Source organism: Streptomyces barkulensis (assembly GCF_002843305.1).
Taxonomy (GTDB): domain Bacteria; phylum Actinomycetota; class Actinomycetes; order Streptomycetales; family Streptomycetaceae; genus Streptomyces; species Streptomyces barkulensis.
Genome location: NZ_PGSG01000026.1, coordinates 1 through 20,938 on the forward strand (window position 1 = coordinate 1; position 20,938 = coordinate 20,938).

A 20,938-nucleotide genomic window follows, 5' to 3' on the forward strand; every position below is an offset into this window, starting at 1 on the left:
GCTGCCTGCGCATCGGTCGGATAGAAGCGGTACTTGAAAGCCCGCTTCACGTGGGTGGTCTTCACGGTTCACATACTACCCCATCAGTTTGTGACGGAGTGTGGGCAGTTGCGGGTGGACGCCGGTCCGCCCTGGCGGCGAACCGGCGTTCCCTGCCCTGCTCCGCAGGAGCTTCGTTTCCTCCCCGCCCCAAAGGACGGGGTATCCACGAAGGAGAGCCCCGATGACCGCGATGCCTGACCTGGAGCCCCCGGCCCGGCGCATGGCCCTGGTGCTGGAGAACGTCGCCGACGAGCGGCTCTCCGCACCGACCCCGTGCGAGGAGAGCACCGTCGGCGACCTGATCCACCATGTGCTCGGCCTGAGCGTCGCCTTCCGGGACGCCGCCCGCAAGGACCTGGGCCCCGCCACCCGGACCGATCCCTCCGCCTCCCGGCCCTCCGCCGCGCTGCTGCCCGCCGACTGGCGCGACGCCGTACCCCGCGCCCTGGACGGACTCGTCGCGGCATGGCGGGAACCCGCGGCCTGGGAGGGGACCACCCAGGCGGGCGGCGTCACACTGCCGGCCGCGGTGGCGGGACGTGTCGCCCTGAACGAGCTCCTCATCCACGGCTGGGACATCGCCCGCGCCACCGGCCAGGAGTACGACTGCGACGAGACGAGCCTGCGGGTGTCGGTCGGCCTGCTGTCGCAGTCGACGGACGAGGCGGAGAGGGCGGGGACGTTCGGCCCCGTCGTCGAGGTCCCCGACGGTTCCCCGCTGCTGGACCGCGCCGTCGGCCTCAGCGGCAGGGAGCCCTCCTGGAACCCCGGGGCCGCTTCCGCGCGTCTGGGCTAGCATCGAAGGCGGTCACGGACGGACGGGACCGCAGGGGAGCGGCTCGTGAGGAGGGGGCGTACATGCCGTACGGCAGGCACTCGCGCCGTGCGCACACGCCCCGCGCACTGCGGTGGCACACCACCCCCCGGCGCTGACGGCGCTGCTGATGCTCCTGGCGGGCCTCCAGCCCGCCCACGGCGGCGGTCTGGCGGAGACCGCCGCCGCCCTCGCCGCCACCGTCGCCGCGGGCACGGCGCTTGCCGTGGCCGCCCTCCTCACCGTGTGCCGCGCCCGGCCCGCGCCGCCCGCGCGCATCCGCACCGCCCTGCGCGACCGGGAACGCCGTACCGCCTTCCTGCCGCAGCGCGACCCCGACGCCTCGGGCCGCCCGCGGCCCCGGGCTCCCGGCCGTCCCCTCCCGACGGCCGGGTAGGCGCGGGAGAACCGCGGCGCATCCTTCGCCGGGGCCGCGCCCGCACGGCTCGTCACGCCGACGTCCGATCAGTCCGGCACGACGAGGCCCCGGGAGGGCTCAGCCATGTCCGTCATCGTCCATCTCCTCGCGCTGCTGGCCGGCGCGCTCGAACCGCTCTTCGCCACCTTCGCGACCGCCGCCGCGATCGTGGTGGCCACCGTGTGCGTACGCGCCCTGCTCCACCCCCTGGCCCGGGCCGGGGCGCGGGCGGAGAGGGCCCGCGCCCGCCTCGCCCCGCAGACCGCCGGGCTCAGGAAGCGGCATGCCGCGGACCCCGAGCGGCTGCGGCGCGTCCTGCTGGAACTGCACACCCGTGAGGGGGTCTCGCCGGCGGCCGGCTGTCTGCCGATGCTGGCGCAGCTGCCCGTCTTCTTCGTGATGTACCGGCTGTTCACGGCGGAGCGGGCGCTGCTGCACCGCGACCGCGGCGCGGTCACGCCGTGCCGGACAGCCCCTGGTGCTGGAGGATGCCCCGCGCCCGGTCGGCGTGCCCGCCGCGCACGATGACGTCGTAGCGGGCGGCGGCCAGGGACCGGGTGGAGGAGAAATCGCGCTTCCCGCCGGTCGCGGCGTGGCTGACGAACCCGAAGACCGCCCCCCACAGCGCACCGATGAGGATGCCGCCGAGGATCAGCCCGAGCCAGGCCCCGCCGGTGGTGAACAGCCCCACCAGCAGGCCGATGAAGAGGCCGAACCAGGCGCCGCTGGCGGCGCCCATGGCGGACGCCCGGCCCTTGGTCATCCGCCCGGTGACATGCTCGACCAGGCGCAGGTCGGAGCCGACGATGTCGATGTGCTCCACGGGGAACCTCTCGTCGGAGAGGCGGTCAACGGCGCTCTGGGCCTCCTCGTAGGAGGAGTAGCCGGCCACCGTGTTCCAGGCGTCGCTGACCGGGTTCACGGGGTTCGGTTCGATGCTGGCCATCTCGTGCTCTCCTTGTCGGATGTCCGTTATGGCCCGCCTTCCCCGGCTGTCGCCCCTTCATAGGTGCCGGGGAAGGCCGATGGCCGCCCGCGGGCGTCAGGAGGTGAGCAGTACGCCCGTGTAGGAGACCCCGGCGATGACCACCCACGAGCAGGCCCCCAGTACGGCCAGCCGCACGCCGGTGCGTGCCAGGGTGGGCAGATGGACGGCGCTGCCCAGGCCGACGAGCGCGGCGGCGAGGACGAACTCCCGGACCGTCGCGGTGGCCTCCAGCGCGCCGGCCGGGACGGCCCCGGTGGTGCGCACGGCCACCGCCGCCAGGAACCCGGCCACGAACAGCGGAACCAGCGGGGGGCGTCTGCCGCCGGGCTCCCCGCCACCGGATGCCCGGCCGCGCCGGACGGCCGAGACGGCCACCGCCGCGACCAGCGGAGCCAGCAGCAGCACCCGCATCAGCTTCACCAGCACCGCCTCGCCCAGCGCCGCCTCGCCCGCGGTCTGGGCGGCCGCCACCACCTGCCCCACGTCGTGCACACCGGCGCCGACCCAGCGTCCGAACTGGGCACCGTCCAGGCCGAGGGGATGGTGCAGCAGCGGCAGGACGACGATGGCCAGCGTGCCGCACAGGGTCACCAGGGCCACGGAGGCGGCCGTGTCCCGCTCGTCGCTGCCGCGCGCCTCGCCGACCGCGCCGATCGCGGAGGCCCCGCAGATCGAGTAGCCGGTGGCGACCAGCAGCGGCTGGTCCCCGCGCAGTCCGAGCCGGCGGCCCAGCCACAGGGTGCCGAAGAAGGTCGAGGCCACCACCGCCAGCACCATGCCGACGGTCGCCCAGCCCAGCCCCAGTACGTCACCCAGGCTCAGCTCCAGACCCAGCAGCACCACACCGGCGCGCATCAGCCGCTTCCCGGCCAGGGAGAGTCCGGGGCGGCCGGCGCCGGAGGCGAACCGGCCCGTCCCCGGCAGGTGGGCGGCGGCGACGCCCAGCACGACCGCCGCGGTCAGCATCGGCACCCCCGGCAGCAGCCGGTGCACGGCCCAGGCCAGCGCCGTGCCGCCCGCGGCGAGGGCGAGACCGGGCAGCGGATCCGGCACGCCCCGGCGCGGGCGCCTCGGCCCGGCCGGACGCGCCGGAGTGCGCTCGCCGTCACCGTGCTCGCCGGTGCCGTGTTCGCCGGTGTGCCGCCGCGGACGCTGTCCGAGCAGCGCCATCAGCGGTCTGCGGGGAGGTCGTAGACCCGGCGGACGCTGCTGCCCAGCCGGGAGATGTCGGCTCCGTAGACATGGATGGACACGGCCTTGTCCGAGCCGCCGTTCCAGACCCGGTGGATGTCGCCGGGGGGCGCGAAGCCGCACACCGAGCCCTGCGGGTTCACCACGTCCTCGGTGGCGATCAGCCGCGCCCGGCCGTCCGGGGAGTCGGAGGGCAGCAGTCGGTAGCGGCGTTCGTGCTCCTCGCCCTGGTGGACTCCGGTGACGCACCAGGAGACGTGGTCGTGTACGGAGGTGCGCTGGCCGGGCAGCCAGACGAGGGCCACGAGCGAGAAACTGCCGTCGGCCTCGGCGTGCAGCAGGTGCTGGCGGTAGCGCTCGGGGTCGCCCTCGCACTGCCCGGGGGTGAGCAGACCGGGGGCGCCCAGGTGGGGCGCCAGCTTCTCGCCGACCAGACACGCGGTCGGGTCCGGCGGCAGGCCCCGTCCCACGGCCGCGCGGATGTCCGCGACGAGAGCGGCGAGGCGGCCGGTCGTCCGCGGGCCGGCGGCGCGGGCGGCCGGGCGGGTGGCGGTGTGTGTCGTGGAGGAGAGCGAAGCGGCCATGTCCGCAGCGTCGCGCCGATCTCCCATCACGTCCAACGAGGGTTTCTTCGCGGTTCCCCAAATTCTGCTTATGGGAGAGTGCCGAGAACGGGCGGGGGACGGGCCGCCCGGCGGCCGGCCTCAGCAGCCGGTGCGGTTCGCGGCCACCGCCCGCAGCTCCTGGAGCACCAGCGCTGTGGCCGGTATCCGCAGATGCTCGCGGAGCACGTACGCCGAGACCTGCCGCCGGGCGGCCGGATCCAGGGCGCGTCCGGTGACCTTCCGGTGGACCAGGAAGGACAGCACCAGCCCCGGCATCATGGCGATGCCCAGCCCCTCGGCGACCAGGCTCTGCACCACGAGGTTGTCGTCGGTGGTGAAGACGATGTCGGGTGCGAAACCCAGCTCGGCGCACTCGTGCAGGAAGTTGGTGCGGCAGCGCAGACACCCGGCGATCCAGCGCTCGTCCGCCAGCTCCGCCAGCCGTACCGCCCGCCGCCGCGCCATCGGGTGCCCGGCCGGCAGCAGCACCGTGAGCTGGTCCTCCAGCAGCGGGATCTCCACCAGTTCGCCCGGCACCTGCTCGCGCAGCCCGGGGTAGGTGAAGGCCAGGGTGATGTCGCACTCGCCGCGTACCACGCGGTCCAGCGACTCCGGCGGCTCGCTCTCCTGGAGTTCGACCCGCACTCCGGGGTGGTCGGCCGCCAGTCGCGCCAGCGCCTCCGGCACCAGGGTGGCACCGGCGCTGGGGAACGCGCACACCCGCACCCGCCCCGCGCGCAGCCTGGTCAGCGCCGTCATCTGCCGCTGGGCGGTTTCCATGCTGCCCAGGATCACGCCTGCGTGCCGGGACAGGGCCTCGCCCGCCTCGGTGAGCCGCATCCGCCGGCCGGCCCGCAGGAACAGCGGAGTGCCCACGGTCCGCTCCAGCGCCTTCATCTGCTGGGTGATCGCGGGCTGTGTGTACCCCAGGGAGCGGGCCGCCGCCGAGTACGAACCGGTGCGGACCACCTCGTGGAAGGTCCTGATGTGCCGCGAATCGAACATGCCGGAACGATAAACGGATTTTAGAGGTGGTGAGAGACCGTTACGAGCCTTCGACGGAGCGTGCACGGCCGCCGGGCACGGTCAAGGACACCGTCTAGGGGTGCTCGCCGAGCACCGCCATGGTCCGGCCGATCAGTCCGGGCACGTCCGCGTCCCGCACCCCCTCCATCAGCCAGGCGCCCAGCCGCACGGAGTTCTCCACGACCACGCGCACCCGCGGCATGCGGCGCTCCCGGTAGACGGCCAGTGTTTCCTCGTCCCAGCCGGCGCCGCCGGTGAGCAGCTCGGCGAGGACGAGGGCGTCCTCCAGGGACATCGCCGCCCCCTGGGCGAGGGTCGGAGGACAGGCGTGGGCCGCGTCCCCGGCCAGCACGACCCGGCCGCGGTGCCACGGCCCCTCGACCAGAAGCCGGTGGAACCAGGTGTAGTTGACGGCGGAGTCCTCCGTGATGGAGGCGCGGATCTCCTCCCAGGCGCCGCCGTAGCCCGCGGCCAGGGCGCGCATCCCGGCGGCGTACGAGGACGGGGACAGCTCGGCCCGCTCCCGCGCGGGCTCGACCAGATAGGCGTAGAGGGTGTCCTCGCCGGTGGGGCAGTAGCCCGCGATGTAGGCGGGGCCGCCGTAGGCCAGGTCGGTGCGCTCCACACTCCGCGGGCGGGGGGCGGTGACACGCCAGATGCCCATCCCGGTGGGCTCGGGCCGGTCCTCGATCCCGATCATCGCGCGGGTGGGGGAGCCCAGCCCGTCGGCGGCGACCACCAGGTCGTAGCGGCCGGCGGTGCCGTCGGTGAGGCGGACGTCCACCCCGTCGCCGTCCTGCTCCAGGGACTCCACCGCGCAGCCGAGCCGGACGCGGACCCCGGCCGCGCGCACGGCGCCGGTCAGGACGTGCTGGAGGTCGGGGCGGCGTATACCGAGGGTGGCGGGCAGTTCGGGCCCGCCGGTGCGGAGGTCCTCGGCGACGTGCAGCACCGTGCCGTCCGGGGCGACCAGTCCGAGGGTGTCGAAGCCGAAGCCCTTCTGGCGGACCTCCTCCCACACGCCCACCTCGCGCAGCACCCGCAGGGCGTTGCCCTGGAGGGTGATGCCGGAACCCCGGACGCTCCAGTTGGAGGAGAGCTCGACCAGATCCACCGCGATGCCTGCGCGGCGCAGCAGGACGGCCAGGGCGTTGCCGCAGATCCCGCCTCCGACGATGAGAACGGTACGGGCCGGGGACATGGCTTCCTTTCGGGAGAAGGGCGTGCCCGACGCAGGACGTGCGGGCGGGAGCACGCGCCGGGCGCCGGAGCGTGCCGGTGAGCGAACGAAGGCGGATGAAAGAGGGCGGATGAAAGAGGGCGGACGAAAGAGGGCGGACGAAAGAGGGGAGCGGCCTTCGCCGCCGGTCAGCCGGCCGGTTCGCGGACCGGCGCGGACCGGGCCATCAGCAGGTCGATCAGCGCGACCAGCAGATCGCGGCCGGCCTCGGACCGCCGTACGTCCCCCATCAGCAGCGGGACACCCGGGTCGAGGTCGAGGGCGTCGCGCACCTCCTGCTCGGTGCGGTCGCAGCGGCCGTGGAAGCAGTTGACGCCCACCACGAAGGGGATGCCCCGGCTCTCGAAGAAGTCGATGGAGGCGAAGCTGACATCCAGCCGCCGGGTGTCGACCAGGACGACCGCGCCCAGGGCGCCGTTGACCAGGTCGTTCCACATGAACCAGAAGCGCTCCTGGCCCGGGGTGCCGAAGAGGTAGACCACCAGTTCGGGGTTGACGGTGATTCGGCCGAAGTCGAGCGCCACCGTGGTGGTGGTCTTCTCCGCGAGACCGCCGGTGTCGTCCACCCCGATGCTGGCCTCGGTCAGGTACTCCTCGGTGCGCAGGGGGGCCACCTCACTGACCGCCCCCACCATCGTGGTCTTGCCCACCCCGAAGCCCCCGGCGACGAGGATCTTGACGGCCAGTGGGCCCGTCGTAGCGTCAGAGTCTCTGGAGCCCATCCCTCACCGCCTGAAGAATTTCCACGTTAAGTCCACCACTTCCCCCGTCCGCCAGAGGCGGGCGGGTCGTCACCGCGCCGAGCTCCACGAGATCGCCGATCAGGATCTTCGTCACCGACACGGGCAGATCCAGCTCAGCGGCGATCTCCGCCACCGCGGCCGGCTCGCGGCACTGCTCGACGATGGCCCGGTGCTCCGGCTCCAGCCGCCGCCCGGCGGGCCGGCCCTCCCCGGGCTCGGCCGTCGTCACCACCGTGATCAGGGTGAGGTCGTCGCGCTGCGGAGCGGTGCGGCCGCGGGTGATGGTGTACGGCCGGACCAGTGAGTCCTCTTCCTCGCCGTCGGACTCCAGGCTGTCCGTCCAGTGGTTCACCCACGTCCACCCCCGCCGGAGGCCGAGGCGTCGGACCGGGTCTCGGTGCCGAGCTTCTGGCCGACCTGCTGCACGAGGGTGTGCATGGCCACGGCCATCACCTCCGCGTCCACGTCCTGGGAGGCGACGACGGCCAGGTGGGTGCCCTTGCCGGCCGCGGTGATGAACAGCCACAGGTTGGCCAGTTCCACGATGACCTGCTGCACCGGGCCGCCGTCGAACAGTTCGTCGACACCGCGGGCCAGGCTCTGCTGGCCGGTGGCCACGGCGGCCAGCCGTTCGGCGGCGGTGCGCTCGATGGTGCCCGACTGGCTGATCACCAGCCCGTCGTCCGACAGGACGACGGCGTGCCGGGTGCCCGGCACCTGCTCGACCAGACCGTCCAGCAGCCAGTCCAGGTCTTGGTTGGTGGCGGTGGTTCGCTGTGTCATGTTCGGTCTTCCGTCTTGGGTCGGCTCTGCCCCGGCGTGCTGCCGCCGGTTGTGGAGGGGGCGTCGGGGGCGGCGGCCTGCTGCCTGGCGATGCGGGACTGCCGCTGGAAGGCGCCGATGGCGGCGCCGGAACGGGCGGGCTCCGGGCGCAGGGTGAGCGTGTCCTCGTCCGGGCCGGGAGCCTTCCGGACGGCCGGCTTGCGCAGTTCGGGGGCGAGGCTGGCCTGGCGGACCCGCTTGGGCAGCGGCTTGTCCGCCGCGCCGTCGGGGTGCTCGGCGGCTTCCTCCGCGGCGCCCTGCGCGTCACCGGCCGCGCCGGTGCCGTCGTGCCGGGGTTCCTGGGCGTCCCCGGTGCCCTGGGCGTTTCCGGCGCTTTGGGCCGTTTCGGCGGACGGCGGGGCCGTCGGAGCGGGGACGACCGCGGACATCGCCCGGCCGCGGGACCGCACGGGCAGCGGTGCGGGGGATCCGCCGTCGGACGGAGCGCTCCTCCGGTCGGCGGCGCTTCCGTCCGCGGCGTCCGCCTCCCGGCGCGCGCCGGCTCTCCGGGGCGCGCCGTCGCCGGCGGGGGGCCTGTCGGCGACCAGTTCCTCGGGGATGTGGACGATCACCCGGGTGCCGCCGAACACCGACGGCCGGAACTCGACCCCCAGGCCCAGCCCGGAGGCGAGCCGCGCGACCACGTACAGGCCCAGCCGGACATCGTCGGCGCGGGAGAGCATGTCGGCGCGGGGCGGGTCGGCGACGAGCCGGTTGACCCGCTCGTACTCGTCCGGCTCCATGCCCAGGCCGCGGTCCTCGATCTCCACGACCAGGCCCCGCCCGACCATGCCGGCCCGCACCTCCACGGGGGTGGGCGGCTTGGAGAACGCGGCGGCGTTCTCCATCAGCTCGGCCAGCACGTGCACCACCGGGCCCACGGCGCGGCCGGTCAGCCAGGGCCTGCCCTCGACCTCGACCTGGATGCGGCGGTAGTCCTGCACCTCGCCCAGCGCGGCGCGCAGCACGTCCAGCATCTTCACCGGCTTGCGCCAGCGCCGCTGCGGCTGGCCGCCGCCGAGGATGACCAGGTTCTCCTCGTAGCGGCGCAGACGGGCCGTCAGATGGTCGAGGTCGAACAGGCCCTCCAGCACCTCCGGGTCCTCGTGGCGGCGCTCCATCTCGTCGAGCTTCTTCATCTGGAGACCGATGAGCAGCTGGGTGCGGCGGGCGATGCGCTGGAGCAGGCGTTCGAAGCCGTGGTGCTGCTCGACCTCCCGCACGGCGGTCTCGACGGCGCTGCGGCCCGCGAGGTTGAGCGCCTGGCCCAGCCGGCCCAGCTCGTCGTCCTCGTGACCGATCCGGGGCACCTCGGCCTCGGTGTCGACCGTCTCGCCGCGGCGCAGCCGCTCGACGACGTCGGGCAGCCTCCCCTCCAGCTCCAGAGCCTCCTGGCGCAGGGAGGTGATACGCCGTCGCAGGGTGCCCGCGATCCGCAGGCTGAGTGTGACGATCAGGAGGACCGCCGCCAGGCTGATGGCGGCGATGGTCGTCATACGGCGCTCCAGAGCCGCCACCGACTCGCTACCGACCTGGTTGATGTCGATGGTCCGGTTCATGATCAGCTTCTGGAACTGCGGGGTGAGCGAGTCCACCGACCTGCGCCACTCGGCCTCGGAGTCGGGCAGGGGGATGCCGGGCCGCCCGTCGTGGGAGTGCGACTCCAGCAGCACCCGCTCCGTCTCGGCCTTCCCCAGCCAGTGGCTGTTGGTGGTCATCTGGCGGTAGAGCAGGAGGTCCTCGTGGGGCAGGTGGGAGGCGATCCGGCTCTCCAGCAGGAACTGCTGGGCGCCGATCCACTCGGTCAGGCTGGAGTGCTCGCCCTCGGTGAGCCGGCCGGAGCCCCAGCCGCGGGCGAGCAGGGCGTCCTCGCGGGAGATCATCTCCTTGGCCCAGAACAGGTCGATCAGGACCCTGGCGCGGGCCGTCACCTCGCTGTTCTCCGAACGGCTCAGGGTCTCGAACAGACGCAGGTCGACGGCGATCAGCTCGGTGAAGTAGCGGAAGACGTCGGCCTGGCTCGCCACCCCGTTGTCCACGCTCTGGCGGATGCGGTCGATGCGGAGCATGTCCGAGCGGGTCAGCTCGACGATCTCCCGCAGTTCCTCGGACGCGTTGGAGGCCTCGATGCCCGACAGCGAGCGGAAGGCGCGCAGCGCCTCGTCCGTCCGGGCGCGCTGCTCGCGCAGGGCGCTGCGGGTCGAAGCATCGGGTCCGGCCAGCATCTCGGCGCTGAGGCGCCGCTCCTCCTGGAGGTTGAAGTAGACGGCGTTGGCCGGAGTGCCGGCGCGGATGGCGAGGGCCTTCTCGTCCTTCTGGACCTCCCACTCCCGCGCCCACTGGCCGGTGGTCACGCCCCACAGGGCGATCATGGCGAGACTGGGCACGACGGCCAGGACGAGCAGGGCCGCCCGGATCGACTTCGGGCGCAGTGAACTCAGACGGAACGTTTTACTCGCCGACCGACCCCGCCGTCTCGGCACACGGATGCGCAGTGCCATCTCTCCCCAGCAGTGGTTCACGGTGACGGGTCGCCGCTGGTGGGAGCGGCGAAGGACGGAGCGATGTTAGTCATATGCGGTGTCAAAAGAAAACGGGTGAGGGCGTACTTCGCATCACCTGACAGCGCGTCCGGCCGGGCCTCCGTCCCCGCCTCGCCGCGGTCCGCGGACGGCGGCGTCCGGCAAATGGTTGAAAACTGGACGAGGAGGCGGGGGTGGTGGCGGACGGCCGGTTACGGGGGTGGGGCCCCGGAGGCGGTCGGCGCCCCCGGGGGGGGCGCCCCGGACGTGACCGGGCGCATGGGCCGCCGATGGTTCCCCGTCGCGAATCCCGGCGGCCGCGCGCCGCCGCCGTACGGCCGCCGGGATTCGCGCGCCGACTGCGGTCAGCGGCCGCGCAGCCGCTCCGTCTCGCGCCGCTCCCGTTTGGTCGGGCGGCCCGCGCCGCGCTCGCGCCGGGCCACCGGGGCGGCGTACTCGCGCGGGGGCGGGGGCGGGCTGTTGTCGACGAAGCACTCCGCCGCGACCGCGGCGCCGACCCGCTTGCGCACCAGGCGCGTGACGACGACGATCCGGTCGCGGCCCAGGTGGCGCAGCCGCACCTCGTCACCGGTGCGCACCGGGTGGGAGGGCTTCACCCGGTCGCCGTTGATGCGGACATGGCCTCCGCGGCAGGCGGCGGCGGCCATCGAACGTGTCTTGGTGAGCCGGGCGGACCAGATCCAGCTGTCGATCCGCACGCTCCCCTCGTCTGCAGCCATGCCCCCGACTCTAGAGGAGCGCCCCGCCCGGCGGGGGCCGGACAGGTTCCTTCGCCCTTCGCCTCCGCAACGGCGGTCCCCTGTGGCGGCGCACGGGGTGCGGGGTGCCGCGGAAAACCCGGGCGGGAGGTCTTGACGGGCGGCGCTGACGGGGGGAAGGTCTGGCAACAGGCATGGGAGCGCTCCCATGGGGTGGCGGGCCGTGCCGCGGGGAGCGCTTCGTCGGATCGCCCACGTCAGGAGCCGCAAACGTGCAGAGACGCAGAAGAGGCACCGTCGCAGCCGCAGCGGCGGCCGCCGCGCTGGCGCTGGTCGCCGGGACCGGGGCGGCCGGGGCCGCCGACCGGGCCGAAGGAGGAGCGCAGAAGCGGGAACGGGGCGGGGGACGCCTGTACGTACCGCCGGCCAACCCGGATGCGTACACGCAGATCAGGGAGCTGGTGGAGGCGCGGGAGTACCGGGACGCCGTCGGTGTCGCCCGGATGGTGACCACTCCCCAGGCGGTCTGGCTCAACGGCAACGGGGACGACAGCCGTATCCGGCAGGAGGTGGCCCGCATCGTGCGGGACGCCGCGCGCGAACGCGCCCTGCCGGTGCTGGCCCTCTACAACGTCCCCGGGCGCGACTGCTCGCAGTACTCGGCGGGCGGCGCGGCGAACACCGCCGAGTACAAGGCCTGGATCGACGAGGTCGCCAGGGGCATCGGCGGCAAGCGGGCGCTGATCGTCCTGGAGCCCGACTCCCTGGCCCTGCTGCCCTCCGACTGCGGCCAGGACGACGACGAGGGAACCCTGACCGCCGCCCGCTACGCGGAGATCGACTACGCCGTCGAGACCCTCTCGGCCCGGCCCGGCACCACCGTCTACCTCGACGCCGGCCACAGCGGCTGGCACAGCGTCAGGTCCATCGTGCCCCGGCTGGTCGAGGCCGGGATCGAGCGGACCGCCGGCTTCTACCTCAACGCCTCCAACTACCGGGCCGACGACGAGCTGGCCCGGTACGGCGAGCTGGTCTCCGGCTGCGTGGAGTACGTCCGGGGCGGCGGCGACGCGGCCTCCTGCCCCGACCAGTGGTCGGACCGGAACGACGCCCGGGCCTGGCTGGAGGAGAACGTCACCGCCGACCCGGCCGACCAGCCCCACTTCGTCACCGACACCAGCCGCAACGGCAAGGGGCCGTGGACGCCGCCGGCGGATCTCTACCCGGACCCGCAGGACTGGTGCAACCCGCCGGACCGCGGCCTGGGCGCGCGGCCGACCACCCGCACCGGCGACCCGCTGCACGACGCCCGCCTGTGGATCAAGATCCCCGGTGAGTCGGACGGCCTGTGCCTGCGCGGCACCGAGGGGCCCGAGGATCCCGCGCGCGGCATGGTCGATCCGGCGGCCGGCCAGTGGTTCCCGCAGCAGGCGCTGGAACTGGTGCGCAACGCGGAGCCGCCGCTGCGCCCCTGAACCGCGACCACCCGCCCGGACGCTCCCCGCGCCTGGAGCCCCGGTCGGGAACCCCCGGCCCGGCGGCGCGATGAGGGCGCGCCGCCGGACCGGTTCCGCGTCCGGCCCCGGTGTCTCCTCCGCCGGGGCCGGACGTCCGGCCGGTGGCCGCCGGCCGGGGCCGGAAAGCCCCCACAGGCCGCATGCCCGCAGCGCGGCCCCACCGGAAGGACGGCACCGCCATGAGAAGGACGACGAGAGGAACCCCTGAGCGCGGGAGAGGGCGGACACCGGCCGGCACCGCGCTGCGCGGCCGGATCAGGCGGCTGACCGCGGGAGCGGCGGTGAGCCTGATGGTGGCCTGCAGCCTGAACGGCACCCCCGCCGCGGCGTCGGCCGACGCGCCGCCCGCCTACGAGGATCCGGCCCTGCCGGTGGACGACCGAGTCGAGGACCTGCTGTCCCGCATGTCCCTCGACGACAAGATCGGCCAGATGACCCAGGTCGACCGCGGCGCCCTGGATGCGCGGCCGGACGACCTGGCGGCCTACCGCATCGGCTCCGTCCTGTCCGGCGGCGGTTCCGCCCCCACGCCCAACACCCCCCAGGCGTGGGCGGAGATGTACGACTCCTTCCAGCGCACCGCCCTGTCCACTCCGCTGGGCATTCCCATGATCTACGGCGTGGACGCCGTCCACGGCCACAACAACGTACGGGGCGCGACGATCTTCCCCCACAACATCGGGCTCGGGGCCGCCCGCGACCCCGCCCTGGTGGAGCGGATCGGGCGGGCCACCGCCGAGGAGGTCTCCGGCACCGGCGTCGACTGGACCTTCGCGCCCTGTCTGTGTGTGGCCCGCGACGACCGCTGGGGGCGCACCTACGAGTCCTTCGGTGAGACGCCCGAACTGCCCGGTGCGATGACCTCGCTGATCGACGGCCTCCAGGGCGCCTCGCTCGGTGCCCCCGGTTCGGTCCTGGCCACCGCCAAGCACTACATCGGCGACGGCGGCACCACAGGAGGCGACGACCAGGGCAACACCGAGCTGAGCGAGACCGAGCTGCGCGAGATCCATCTGCCGCCGTTCCGCGAGGCGGTGGAGCGGGGCGTGGGCTCGGTGATGGTCTCCTACAGCAGCTGGAACGGCGCGAAACTGCACGGCCACCGCTACCTGATCACCGACGTCCTCAAGGGCGAACTGGGCTTCACCGGCTTCGTGGTGTCCGACTGGGCGGGCGTCGACCAGCTCGACGGCCGGGAGGGCTTCACCGCCTCCGAGGTCCGCGACGCGGTGAACGCCGGCATCGACATGGTGATGGTGCCCCACGACTACCGCGGGTTCATCGAGCTGCTGCGCGGCGAGGTGCGGGCCGGACGGGTTCCGATGGAGCGCGTCGACGACGCCAACCGCCGCATCCTGGCCAAGAAGTTCGAGCTGGGTCTGTTCGAGAACCCCTACACCGACCGCTCCTACACCTCCACGATCGGCTCCGCCGCCCACCGCGAACTCGCCCGCGAGGCGGTGCGCAAGTCCCAGGTGCTGCTGAAGAACTCCGGCGGACTGCTGCCGCTGGCCGATTCGGCGAAGGTCTTCGTGGCGGGGAAGAACGCCGACGACATCGGCAACCAGAGCGGCGGCTGGACCATCACCTGGCAGGGCTCCTCCGGCGACATCACACCGGGCACCACCGTCCTGGAGGGCATGCGGGCCGCGGCCTCGGACCCCTCGAAGGTCGCCTACGACCGCCACGGCAACGGCATCGACGGCTCCTACGACGTGGCCGTGGCCGTCGTCGGCGAGAAGCCGTACGCGGAGATGGAGGGCGACAGGCCCGGCTCGATGGGCCTGGACCAGGAGGATCTGGCCACCCTCTCGCGGCTGAGGGCCTCCGGGGTGCCGGTCGTGGTCGTGCTCGTCTCCGGCCGTCCGCTGGACATCGCCGGACAGCTCGGCGGCTGGGACGCGCTGCTCGCCTCCTGGCTGCCGGGCACCGAGGGCGCGGGGGTGGCCGACGTACTCTACGGCGACCACGCGCCGACGGGGAGGCTCCCGGTGACCTGGATGCGGTCCGCGAGCCAGCAGCCGGTCAACGACGGCGACGGCAAGGACGCGCTGTTCCCCTACGGGTACGGACTCACCTACACCGACGCCGGCCCGGAGGACCCGGGCGACCCGGAGGAGCCCGAGGACCCGGAGGAGCCCGGTGACCCGGAGAACCCCGGGCAGGCGCCGTGCACCGCCGACTACCGGGTCGTCAACCAGTGGTCGGACGGCTTCCAGGCCGAGGTGACGGTGCGCAACAACGGCTCCGCCCCCGTCGACGGCTGGCAGGTGCGCTGGACTCCGCAGGGCGGGTTCACCCCCGGCAGCGTCTGGAACGCCACGCTCACCCGCTCCGGCGACACCGTGATCGCCACCGGCGCGGACTGGAACGCGCGGCTGGCCCCGGACGGATCGGCGACGTTCGGCTTCACGGCCACCGGCTCCCCGGCCGTACCGGAGACCGTCTGCGCCGGCTCCTGACACGGCCGTCCCACCGGTCCGGCTCCGGTCCGAACCCGCCGTCACGGGGCTCGGGCCGGAGCCGCCGGGCGGGTGTTTCCTCCCCTTCGGTCCGGGTACCGGGGCCAGGTCAGCGAAGAAGGGACGAGGTGACCATGCGGTACGACACCTTCCTCGGACAGGTACAGGCACGCGCCCGGCTGGACAACCCCGGCGCGGCCGAGACCGCCACCCGGGCCAGCCTGGAGACCCTCGCGGAACGCGTCCCGGCCACGGTCGCGGAGAAGCTGGCCGCCCAGCTTCCGCGCGAGATCGGCGAGCATCTGCGCAGGGTCGCGTACGCCCCCGACGAGCCGGTCTCGGGCATGCGGATGAGCACCCAGGAGTTCTTCGACCGCGTCGCGCAGCGTGCCTCGGCCGACCGCCCCAAGGCGATGCACGAGGCCCGCTGCGTGATCGAGGTGGTCGACGAGGCCACCGGCGGGGCGTGCTCGGCGAAGATCCGCCCCTCCCTGGACGACGAACTCGCCCGAGTGCTTTTCTCGGGCAGCTCGGGGCACACGTGAGCAGTGCCGGTGCGGGCCACCGGCCCGGCGCACCGGCACTCGCCGGAGCGCCCGCGCGACGACCCCTGAGACGGTGACCGTGTTCGTCTTCTTCTCCAACCGCACCGGGTGCCTGGGCTCCCTGCTGGTCAGTCTGGCCGGCACGGCCCTTCTGCTCCTGCTGCTCTACAGCTGCCGGGGGCGCTGACCGCCGAAGCGCGGCGGCGGGCGGGGTGTTCCGGGACCGAGGTGCCTACGCGGCCTCCGGCGACGGCAGCGGCTCGCCGCACCGCTCGCAGACGCCCGAGCCCACCCGCTCGTTCAGCCGTCCGCACGCGGGGCAGACCCGGTCCAGCATGCACGGCCCCTCGCCCCCCTCATCACAGACCTCGCCACCGCTCCCGCCGCCGGGGGCGGCGTGCTCGGCGGAGGGCGGGCGCACCCCGACGGTCATACCGGGCCGCCTGCGGTGGACGGTCAGATAGACCAGGCCCTCCGGGCCCGCCCGCAGGGCCCGCCGCGAGGTGCGCGGCAGCCACACCAGGGCCTTGGGAGCGAGCGCCCGGCGTCCGCCGGAGCCGTCCTCCATCTCCCCGTCGCCGGCGACCACCAGCAGCAGCACGTCCAGATCGTTCTCGGCGTGCTCGCCCACGGACGCCCCCGGCGGCAGACGTACCAGATTCGCGTCGAGCTGCCGTCCGGACTCGGCCAGCCGCCACAGCGCCCCGCCCTCGCCGGGGGCCGCCCGCGCGATGCGGTCGTCGAGGTCGGTCAGGACGCGGGGGGTCTCCTCGGGGGACACCGGCACCTCCGGGAAGGGGCGTGGACGGGCGCCCCGATCCTACGGCGGGCCCGCCCGGCGGCCGGGCACCCGCCCAGGCGGCCCCACTACCGCACGGCACTAGGCTTGCCCCGAGATGAGACGCAGACGACCCGTGCCGCCCTCCCCCCTGCCGCAGCGCCACGGGATCGACCCCGTCCGCCTCAGGCTGCCCGAGGAAGGCCGCTGGGAGACGGTCCGAGACCATCTGGTCGACCGGCTGCCCGCGGTGGCGCCGGCCCTGATCGACACCATGCTGCGCGAGGGCGGCGTCTGGTGCGCGGACGGCCCGCTGGCACCGGACGCCCCGTACCGGCCGGGGACCTACCTGTGGTTCCACCGGGAGCTGCCCGACGAGGTGCCGGTGCCGTACGAGGTGGAGGTGCTGTACCGCGACGACGTCCTGGTCGTCGCGGACAAGCCGCACTTCCTGGCCACCACACCGCGCGGCCGGCACGTCACCGAGACCGCGCTGGCCCGCCTCCGCCGCGATCTGGGGCTGCCCGGGCTCAGCCCGGCGCACCGGCTGGACCGGCTCACCGCGGGCGTGGTGATGTTCACCGTCCGCCCCGAGCACCGCGCCGCCTACCAGGGCCTCTTCCAGGACCGGCGGGTGCGCAAGGAGTACGAGGCCGTGGCGCCCCACGACCCGGGTCTGGAGCTGCCGCGCACGGTGCGCAGCCGGATCGTCAAGGAACTCGGGGTCATCGCCGCGCGGGAGGTGCCGGGGGAGCCCGACAGCGTCAGCCGCGTGGAGCTGACCGGGCACCGCGGCGGGCTCGGCCGCTACCGGCTGGTGCCGCTGACCGGCCGCACCCACCAGCTGCGCCTGCACATGAGTTCCCTGGGCGTGCCCATACTGGGCGACCCGGTCTATCCGACGGTCACCGACCCCGCCCCCGACGACTTCGGCCGCCCTCTCCAACTGCTGGCCAGATCGCTGGAGTTCACCGATCCGGTCACCGGCCGCGCGCGCCGCTTCACCAGCCGTCGCACGCTGTCCGCCTGGGATTCCCACCAGGAGTGGGCCGCCGGCGGGACCCGGGGGGCGGACGGCGCGCATCCGTCCGGGTGACCGCACGCCCCACAGCCGGGGAGTTCCGGGGCGAACGGGAAGACGGCCATGGAAGGCGAACCGGCGGAAAGGGGCTTGCGGATGAGCGGCGACGGAACGGAAAGGGCCGTGCTCTTCGACGTGGACGGCACTCTGGTGGACACCACCTACCTGCACACCGTGGCCTGGTGGGAGGCGCTGCGGCAGGCGGGCCGCCGGGTGCCGATGTCGGTGATCCACCGGACCATCGGCATGGGCAGCGACCAGCTCCTCGCCCGGTTCCTCGGCGAGGACCGCGACCCGGAGGAGGCCGCCGCCGTCAGCGCGGCCCACCACACCCTGTACGCCGAGTACTGGCCGCGGCTGGCCCCGCTGGACGGAGCCGCCGAACTGCTCAGGGCCTGCGCCGACCGCGGCTGGACGGTCGTCCTGGCCAGCTCCGCGCGCGGCGACGAACTGGAGGCGATGCGGCGCGCGGTGGGCGCGGACGAGGCGGTGACCGCCGCGACCAGCTCCGACGACGTGGAGGCCAGCAAGCCCGCGCCGGACCTGGTGCGCTCCGCGCTCGACCACGCGCGGGTCACCCCGGACCGGGCCGTCTTCGTCGGCGACACCGTGTGGGACGTGGTGGCGTGCGAGCGGGCGGACGTGCCCTGCGTGGGCGTGCTCTCGGGCGGCATCACCCGGCGGGAGCTGGAGGAGGCGGGCGCTGCGGAGGTCTACGAGAACCCCGCGGACCTGCTGGCCCACCTCGACTCCAGCCTGCTCGCCCGCCACTCCCGCGGGCGCTGAGCCCCGCCGGCTCCCGGCTTTCCGGCTTCCCCCGGAGGACGCCGGAGGTTCCCCGCCGCCGAGGAAGGGCACCCGTCCGCCGCTGCCCGGTGCCCCGAACCCGGTGGCGACGAGGAGGACCGCGATGCCCGTCGGCCGTACCCCGCCCGCGTCCAGTCCGGCGCGGCGCTCCCACCCCTTCGCCGGGCCGGGCACGACCCCGTGCGAGGCGTCCGATGGCCACGACCGGTCCCGGCGCTCCCGGCGGTGACGCTCCCGCCGGCGCCCGCGAGTGTCCGCCGGGTCCGGACCCGGGCCCGGACCCGGACGCCCGCCCCGGCCCGGACCGCGGCGGACCCGCGGGGCCCGGCGACGAGTTCCGGCGCGGCCTGGAGGAGACCCTGCGGCGCTACACCGGCCGCAGGTGCGAGGAGGCCGGCGGCATCGACGGCCTCTTCCGCGCCCGGCCGGCCGCCGACGTCGCACGGTTCACGCTGCACGGGGGCAAACGGACACGGGCCGCCTTCCTGTGGTGGGGCTGGCGCGCCTCCGGAGGACGGCCGGGGGACGGAGACGAGACCACCGTCCTCCGGCTCGCCGCAGCCCTGGAACTGCTCCAGACCTGTGCGCTGATCCACGACGACCTGATGGACGACTCCGCGCTGCGCCGCGGCCGCCCGGCCCTCCACGTCGACCTCGCCCGCCGCCACCGGCACGACGGGATGCTCGGCAGCCCCGAGGCGTACGGGGCGTCGATGGCGATCCTCGCCGGAGACCTCGCGCTGGCCTGGGCCGACGACCTGTTCACCGAGGCCCTGCCGGAGGGGCCGGCCGGGCGGCGGGTGCGGGAGCCGTGGCGCGCGATGCGCACGGAGATGGTGGCCGGCCAGTTCCTCGATCTGCACACCCAGGCCGGGGGAGGCTTCTCGGCGCCGGCGGCGCTGCGCGTGGCCCACCTCAAAAGCGCCCTCTACACCGTCGAACGCCCCCTCCAACTGGGCGCGGCCCTGCGCGGGGCGCCCCCCGAACTCGTCGGCGCCCTGCGCCTCGCGGGCCGGCGGGCGGGGCTGGCCTTCCAGCTCCGCGACGATCTCCTCGGCGTCTTCGGTGACCCGCGGCGGACGGGCAAACCGGCGGGTGACGACGTACGGGAGGGCAAGAACACCTATCCGGCGGCCCTCGCCCTGGCCCGTGCCGAGGCGCTCGGCGACACCGAGGCCCTCGCCGTCCTGCGTGAGAGCCTGGGCGACCGGACGCTTACCCCCCAGCGGCTCGCCCGTTTCCGCGAGGTCCTGACCGAGCTGGGGGTGCGGGCGGCCGTGGAGAGGCGGATCGAGCGGCTGAGCGCGCTCGCCCTGGACCGGATCGACCAGGCCTGTGACGACCCCGCCGTCCGGCGGGGTCTGGCCGGCCTGGTGCGGGCGGTGGCGGGTATGCGGCCGCCGTGACCGGCGGTCAGCAGCGCACCGGGCCGGGAACGGTCATGCGGAAGGGGCGCACGGCCAGCGAGATCCGGGCGGTGGTGCGCTCCAGGGGCGGAAGCCGCTCCGACCACGAGGTGACCGCCACCTTCTCCAGGCGCGGGGACCCCACCAGGCGGCCCGGAACGAACAGCCGCCGCCCGGCCGGGCCGGAGAAGCCCGGCAGGGGCATGGGGAACGCCGGGAGCCGCAGCCTCCCCGGGGTGAAGGCCAGAGAGGCGACCGGGCCCTCGTGATCGGTGACGTGCACCGAGCGGTCCGTCCAGGTGAACGAGGCGAACCGCTTGGGCAGGCCCCAGATCTCCCGGCCGCCCCGCACCGAGGTGGCGTCGTCGACCCAGACGCGGTCGATCAGCAGCCCGGCGCGGCGGCCGCGCCGGACCAGGGGCCCCATGGCCAGTTCGTCGTAGACGAGGGTGCCCTCCCGGTACCGGACGAGCCCGACCGCCAGCAGGGAGGCGCGGGCCAGCGGGCGGAGGTCCGGCGGGACGGGCAGCCGGCCGCGTACCGGCAGGAGCGCCACCCACAGACGCCCCCGGAAGGTCCAGGGGGCGGGAGGGTACGGAGGGAGCGGCCCGCCCGGGGCGGGTGCGGAATCCGGCATCTCCCACGGCTCCTTCCCGGCACGGCCGACGGTGCGGGAACCGTACCCCGTGCGCGGCGGACCATGCGGTAGGGGCGGGGCCCACAACGGCGGGTGGGTGCCCCGCGGCCCGCCGCGGGGCACCCACCCGGGGCGCCGCCGAGTGATTACTCCGCCGTGGTGGCGTTGCTGGTCATGCAGCCCTTGGTCTGGCTGCCCGCACTCGGGAGCAGACCGCCCAGGAGGCCGGGGTTGACGTGCTCGGAGCACATCTGGACGCCCGACTCGGGGGCGGCCGAGGCGGCGGTGGCGGCGGGGGCGGCGGCGAACAGGGCGCAGCAGAGACCGGCACCGACCGCGGACATGCGGACAAGACGACGCATGGGATCAATCTCCTTCGAGACGTTGGGGGGACTTCCACCATGACCCCGGCGCGGCCCGGCCGCGCGGCGGCCTGCTGCATTCGGTCCCCCATGTCACCCGCAGGGATTTGTCGACCTGTCGCCACATCGCCCTGCTGCCCTGCGGGATGCCGTCCGGAAGACCCTCAGGAGGCCGGATAACACACCCGGTGCCGGACGGACGGCGGCCGCCTC

23 protein-coding genes are annotated in these 20,938 nt (G+C 74.3%); 9 read left to right on the forward strand and 14 right to left on the reverse strand.

Annotated features, from left to right (window positions below):
* Window positions 1-65, reverse strand: a 65-nt coding sequence (locus CUT83_RS05620) for a helix-turn-helix domain-containing protein (protein WP_143688490.1), incomplete at its 3' end; no start/stop codon positions are given.
* Window positions 66-223: 158 nt separating this feature from the next.
* Between CUT83_RS05620 and CUT83_RS05625 the strand changes: the two genes are divergently transcribed.
* From CUT83_RS05625 to CUT83_RS05635, 3 genes are all read left to right on the forward strand, one after another.
* Entirely contained in the window at window positions 224-838 is a 615-nt protein-coding gene (locus tag CUT83_RS05625) for a TIGR03086 family metal-binding protein (RefSeq protein ID WP_101254765.1), read from the forward strand.
* A 148-nt stretch (window positions 839-986) separates the two neighbouring features.
* Entirely contained in the window at window positions 987-1,253 is a 267-nt protein-coding gene (locus CUT83_RS05630) for a DUF6412 domain-containing protein (RefSeq protein ID WP_101254822.1), read from the forward strand.
* A 105-nt stretch (window positions 1,254-1,358) separates the two neighbouring features.
* On the forward strand, window positions 1,359-1,802 hold the full coding sequence (locus CUT83_RS05635; RefSeq protein ID WP_101254766.1) for a YidC/Oxa1 family membrane protein insertase: 444 nt from the start codon (window positions 1,359-1,361) through the stop codon (window positions 1,800-1,802).
* On the opposite strand, the gene CUT83_RS05640 is transcribed toward CUT83_RS05635, so the two are convergent.
* From CUT83_RS05640 to CUT83_RS05685, 10 genes are all read right to left on the reverse strand, one after another.
* A complete protein-coding gene (locus tag CUT83_RS05640; RefSeq protein ID WP_101254767.1) occupies window positions 1,729-2,220 on the reverse strand; it encodes a YflT domain-containing protein in 492 nt (163 codons plus the stop codon). The genes CUT83_RS05635 and CUT83_RS05640 overlap by 74 nt on opposite strands.
* A gap of 96 nt (window positions 2,221-2,316) precedes the next feature.
* On the reverse strand, window positions 2,317-3,432 hold the full coding sequence (locus tag CUT83_RS05645; RefSeq protein ID WP_101254768.1) for a YeiH family protein: 1,116 nt from the start codon (window positions 3,430-3,432) through the stop codon (window positions 2,317-2,319).
* Window positions 3,432-4,037, reverse strand: a complete 606-nt coding sequence (locus tag CUT83_RS05650) for a cysteine dioxygenase family protein (protein WP_101254769.1) — start codon at window positions 4,035-4,037, stop codon at window positions 3,432-3,434. The genes CUT83_RS05645 and CUT83_RS05650 overlap by 1 nt, the downstream gene beginning before the upstream one ends.
* Window positions 4,038-4,157: 120 nt before the next feature.
* Window positions 4,158-5,063, reverse strand: a complete 906-nt coding sequence (locus CUT83_RS05655; protein WP_093848714.1) for a LysR family transcriptional regulator — start codon at window positions 5,061-5,063, stop codon at window positions 4,158-4,160.
* A gap of 94 nt (window positions 5,064-5,157) precedes the next feature.
* Complete coding sequence (locus CUT83_RS05660; protein ID WP_101254770.1) at window positions 5,158-6,285, reverse strand: FAD-dependent oxidoreductase; 1,128 nt, start codon at window positions 6,283-6,285, stop codon at window positions 5,158-5,160.
* A gap of 167 nt (window positions 6,286-6,452) precedes the next feature.
* On the reverse strand, window positions 6,453-7,046 hold the full coding sequence (locus CUT83_RS05665) for a GTP-binding protein (RefSeq protein ID WP_101254771.1): 594 nt from the start codon (window positions 7,044-7,046) through the stop codon (window positions 6,453-6,455).
* The gene (locus CUT83_RS05670) at window positions 7,027-7,419 is read right to left on the reverse strand and encodes a DUF742 domain-containing protein (protein ID WP_101254772.1); all 393 of its coding nucleotides are present in this window, start codon (window positions 7,417-7,419) and stop codon (window positions 7,027-7,029) included. The genes CUT83_RS05665 and CUT83_RS05670 overlap by 20 nt, the downstream gene beginning before the upstream one ends.
* Window positions 7,416-7,850: a roadblock/LC7 domain-containing protein gene (locus tag CUT83_RS05675; protein WP_093848718.1), complete on the reverse strand. Its 435-nt coding sequence runs from the start codon at window positions 7,848-7,850 to the stop codon at window positions 7,416-7,418. Before CUT83_RS05675 ends, CUT83_RS05670 begins: the two co-directional genes overlap by 4 nt.
* Window positions 7,847-10,390: a sensor histidine kinase gene (locus CUT83_RS05680; RefSeq protein WP_101254773.1), complete on the reverse strand. Its 2,544-nt coding sequence runs from the start codon at window positions 10,388-10,390 to the stop codon at window positions 7,847-7,849. The genes CUT83_RS05675 and CUT83_RS05680 overlap by 4 nt, the downstream gene beginning before the upstream one ends.
* Before the next feature lie 386 nt (window positions 10,391-10,776).
* Window positions 10,777-11,196, reverse strand: a complete 420-nt coding sequence (locus CUT83_RS05685) for an RNA-binding S4 domain-containing protein (RefSeq protein WP_420882425.1) — start codon at window positions 11,194-11,196, stop codon at window positions 10,777-10,779.
* A gap of 206 nt (window positions 11,197-11,402) precedes the next feature.
* Here CUT83_RS05685 and CUT83_RS05690 point away from each other — a divergent pair, with 206 nt between their 5' ends.
* The 3 genes from CUT83_RS05690 to CUT83_RS05700 all read left to right on the forward strand — a co-directional run bounded on the left by CUT83_RS05690 (window position 11,403) and on the right by CUT83_RS05700 (window position 15,654).
* Window positions 11,403-12,605, forward strand: a complete 1,203-nt coding sequence (locus tag CUT83_RS05690; RefSeq protein WP_240957968.1) for a glycoside hydrolase family 6 protein — start codon at window positions 11,403-11,405, stop codon at window positions 12,603-12,605.
* A gap of 221 nt (window positions 12,606-12,826) precedes the next feature.
* Entirely contained in the window at window positions 12,827-15,109 is a 2,283-nt protein-coding gene (locus tag CUT83_RS05695) for a glycoside hydrolase family 3 N-terminal domain-containing protein (protein WP_240957967.1), read from the forward strand.
* 134 nt (window positions 15,110-15,243) lie between these two features.
* Window positions 15,244-15,654 carry a DUF2267 domain-containing protein gene (locus tag CUT83_RS05700; RefSeq protein WP_093848721.1) on the forward strand — a complete coding sequence of 137 codons (411 nt, stop codon included), beginning with the start codon at window positions 15,244-15,246 and terminating at the stop codon, window positions 15,652-15,654.
* A 232-nt stretch (window positions 15,655-15,886) separates the two neighbouring features.
* On the opposite strand, the gene CUT83_RS05705 is transcribed toward CUT83_RS05700, so the two are convergent.
* Window positions 15,887-16,435, reverse strand: a complete 549-nt coding sequence (locus CUT83_RS05705) for a cupin domain-containing protein (RefSeq protein WP_240957966.1) — start codon at window positions 16,433-16,435, stop codon at window positions 15,887-15,889.
* A gap of 115 nt (window positions 16,436-16,550) precedes the next feature.
* Between CUT83_RS05705 and CUT83_RS05710 the strand changes: the two genes are divergently transcribed.
* The 3 genes from CUT83_RS05710 (at window position 16,551) to CUT83_RS05720 (ending at window position 19,726) form a co-directional block, all read left to right on the forward strand.
* Window positions 16,551-17,528, forward strand: coding sequence for an RluA family pseudouridine synthase (locus CUT83_RS05710; protein ID WP_101254776.1), 978 nt, complete (start codon window positions 16,551-16,553; stop codon window positions 17,526-17,528).
* An 81-nt stretch (window positions 17,529-17,609) separates the two neighbouring features.
* The gene (locus CUT83_RS05715; protein ID WP_101254777.1) at window positions 17,610-18,299 is read left to right on the forward strand and encodes an HAD family hydrolase; all 690 of its coding nucleotides are present in this window, start codon (window positions 17,610-17,612) and stop codon (window positions 18,297-18,299) included.
* A gap of 215 nt (window positions 18,300-18,514) precedes the next feature.
* Entirely contained in the window at window positions 18,515-19,726 is a 1,212-nt protein-coding gene (locus CUT83_RS05720; protein ID WP_143688500.1) for a polyprenyl synthetase family protein, read from the forward strand.
* Window positions 19,727-19,733: 7 nt separating this feature from the next.
* Here CUT83_RS05720 and CUT83_RS05725 read toward each other — a convergent pair whose 3' ends face one another.
* Window positions 19,734-20,363 (reverse strand): acetoacetate decarboxylase family protein, encoded by a 630-nt coding sequence (locus tag CUT83_RS05725; protein ID WP_101254778.1) that lies wholly within the window; start codon window positions 20,361-20,363, stop codon window positions 19,734-19,736.
* 146 nt (window positions 20,364-20,509) lie between these two features.
* A complete protein-coding gene (locus tag CUT83_RS30035) occupies window positions 20,510-20,725 on the reverse strand; it encodes a hypothetical protein (RefSeq protein ID WP_158238970.1) in 216 nt (71 codons plus the stop codon).
* Window positions 20,726-20,938 lie beyond the last annotated feature (213 nt).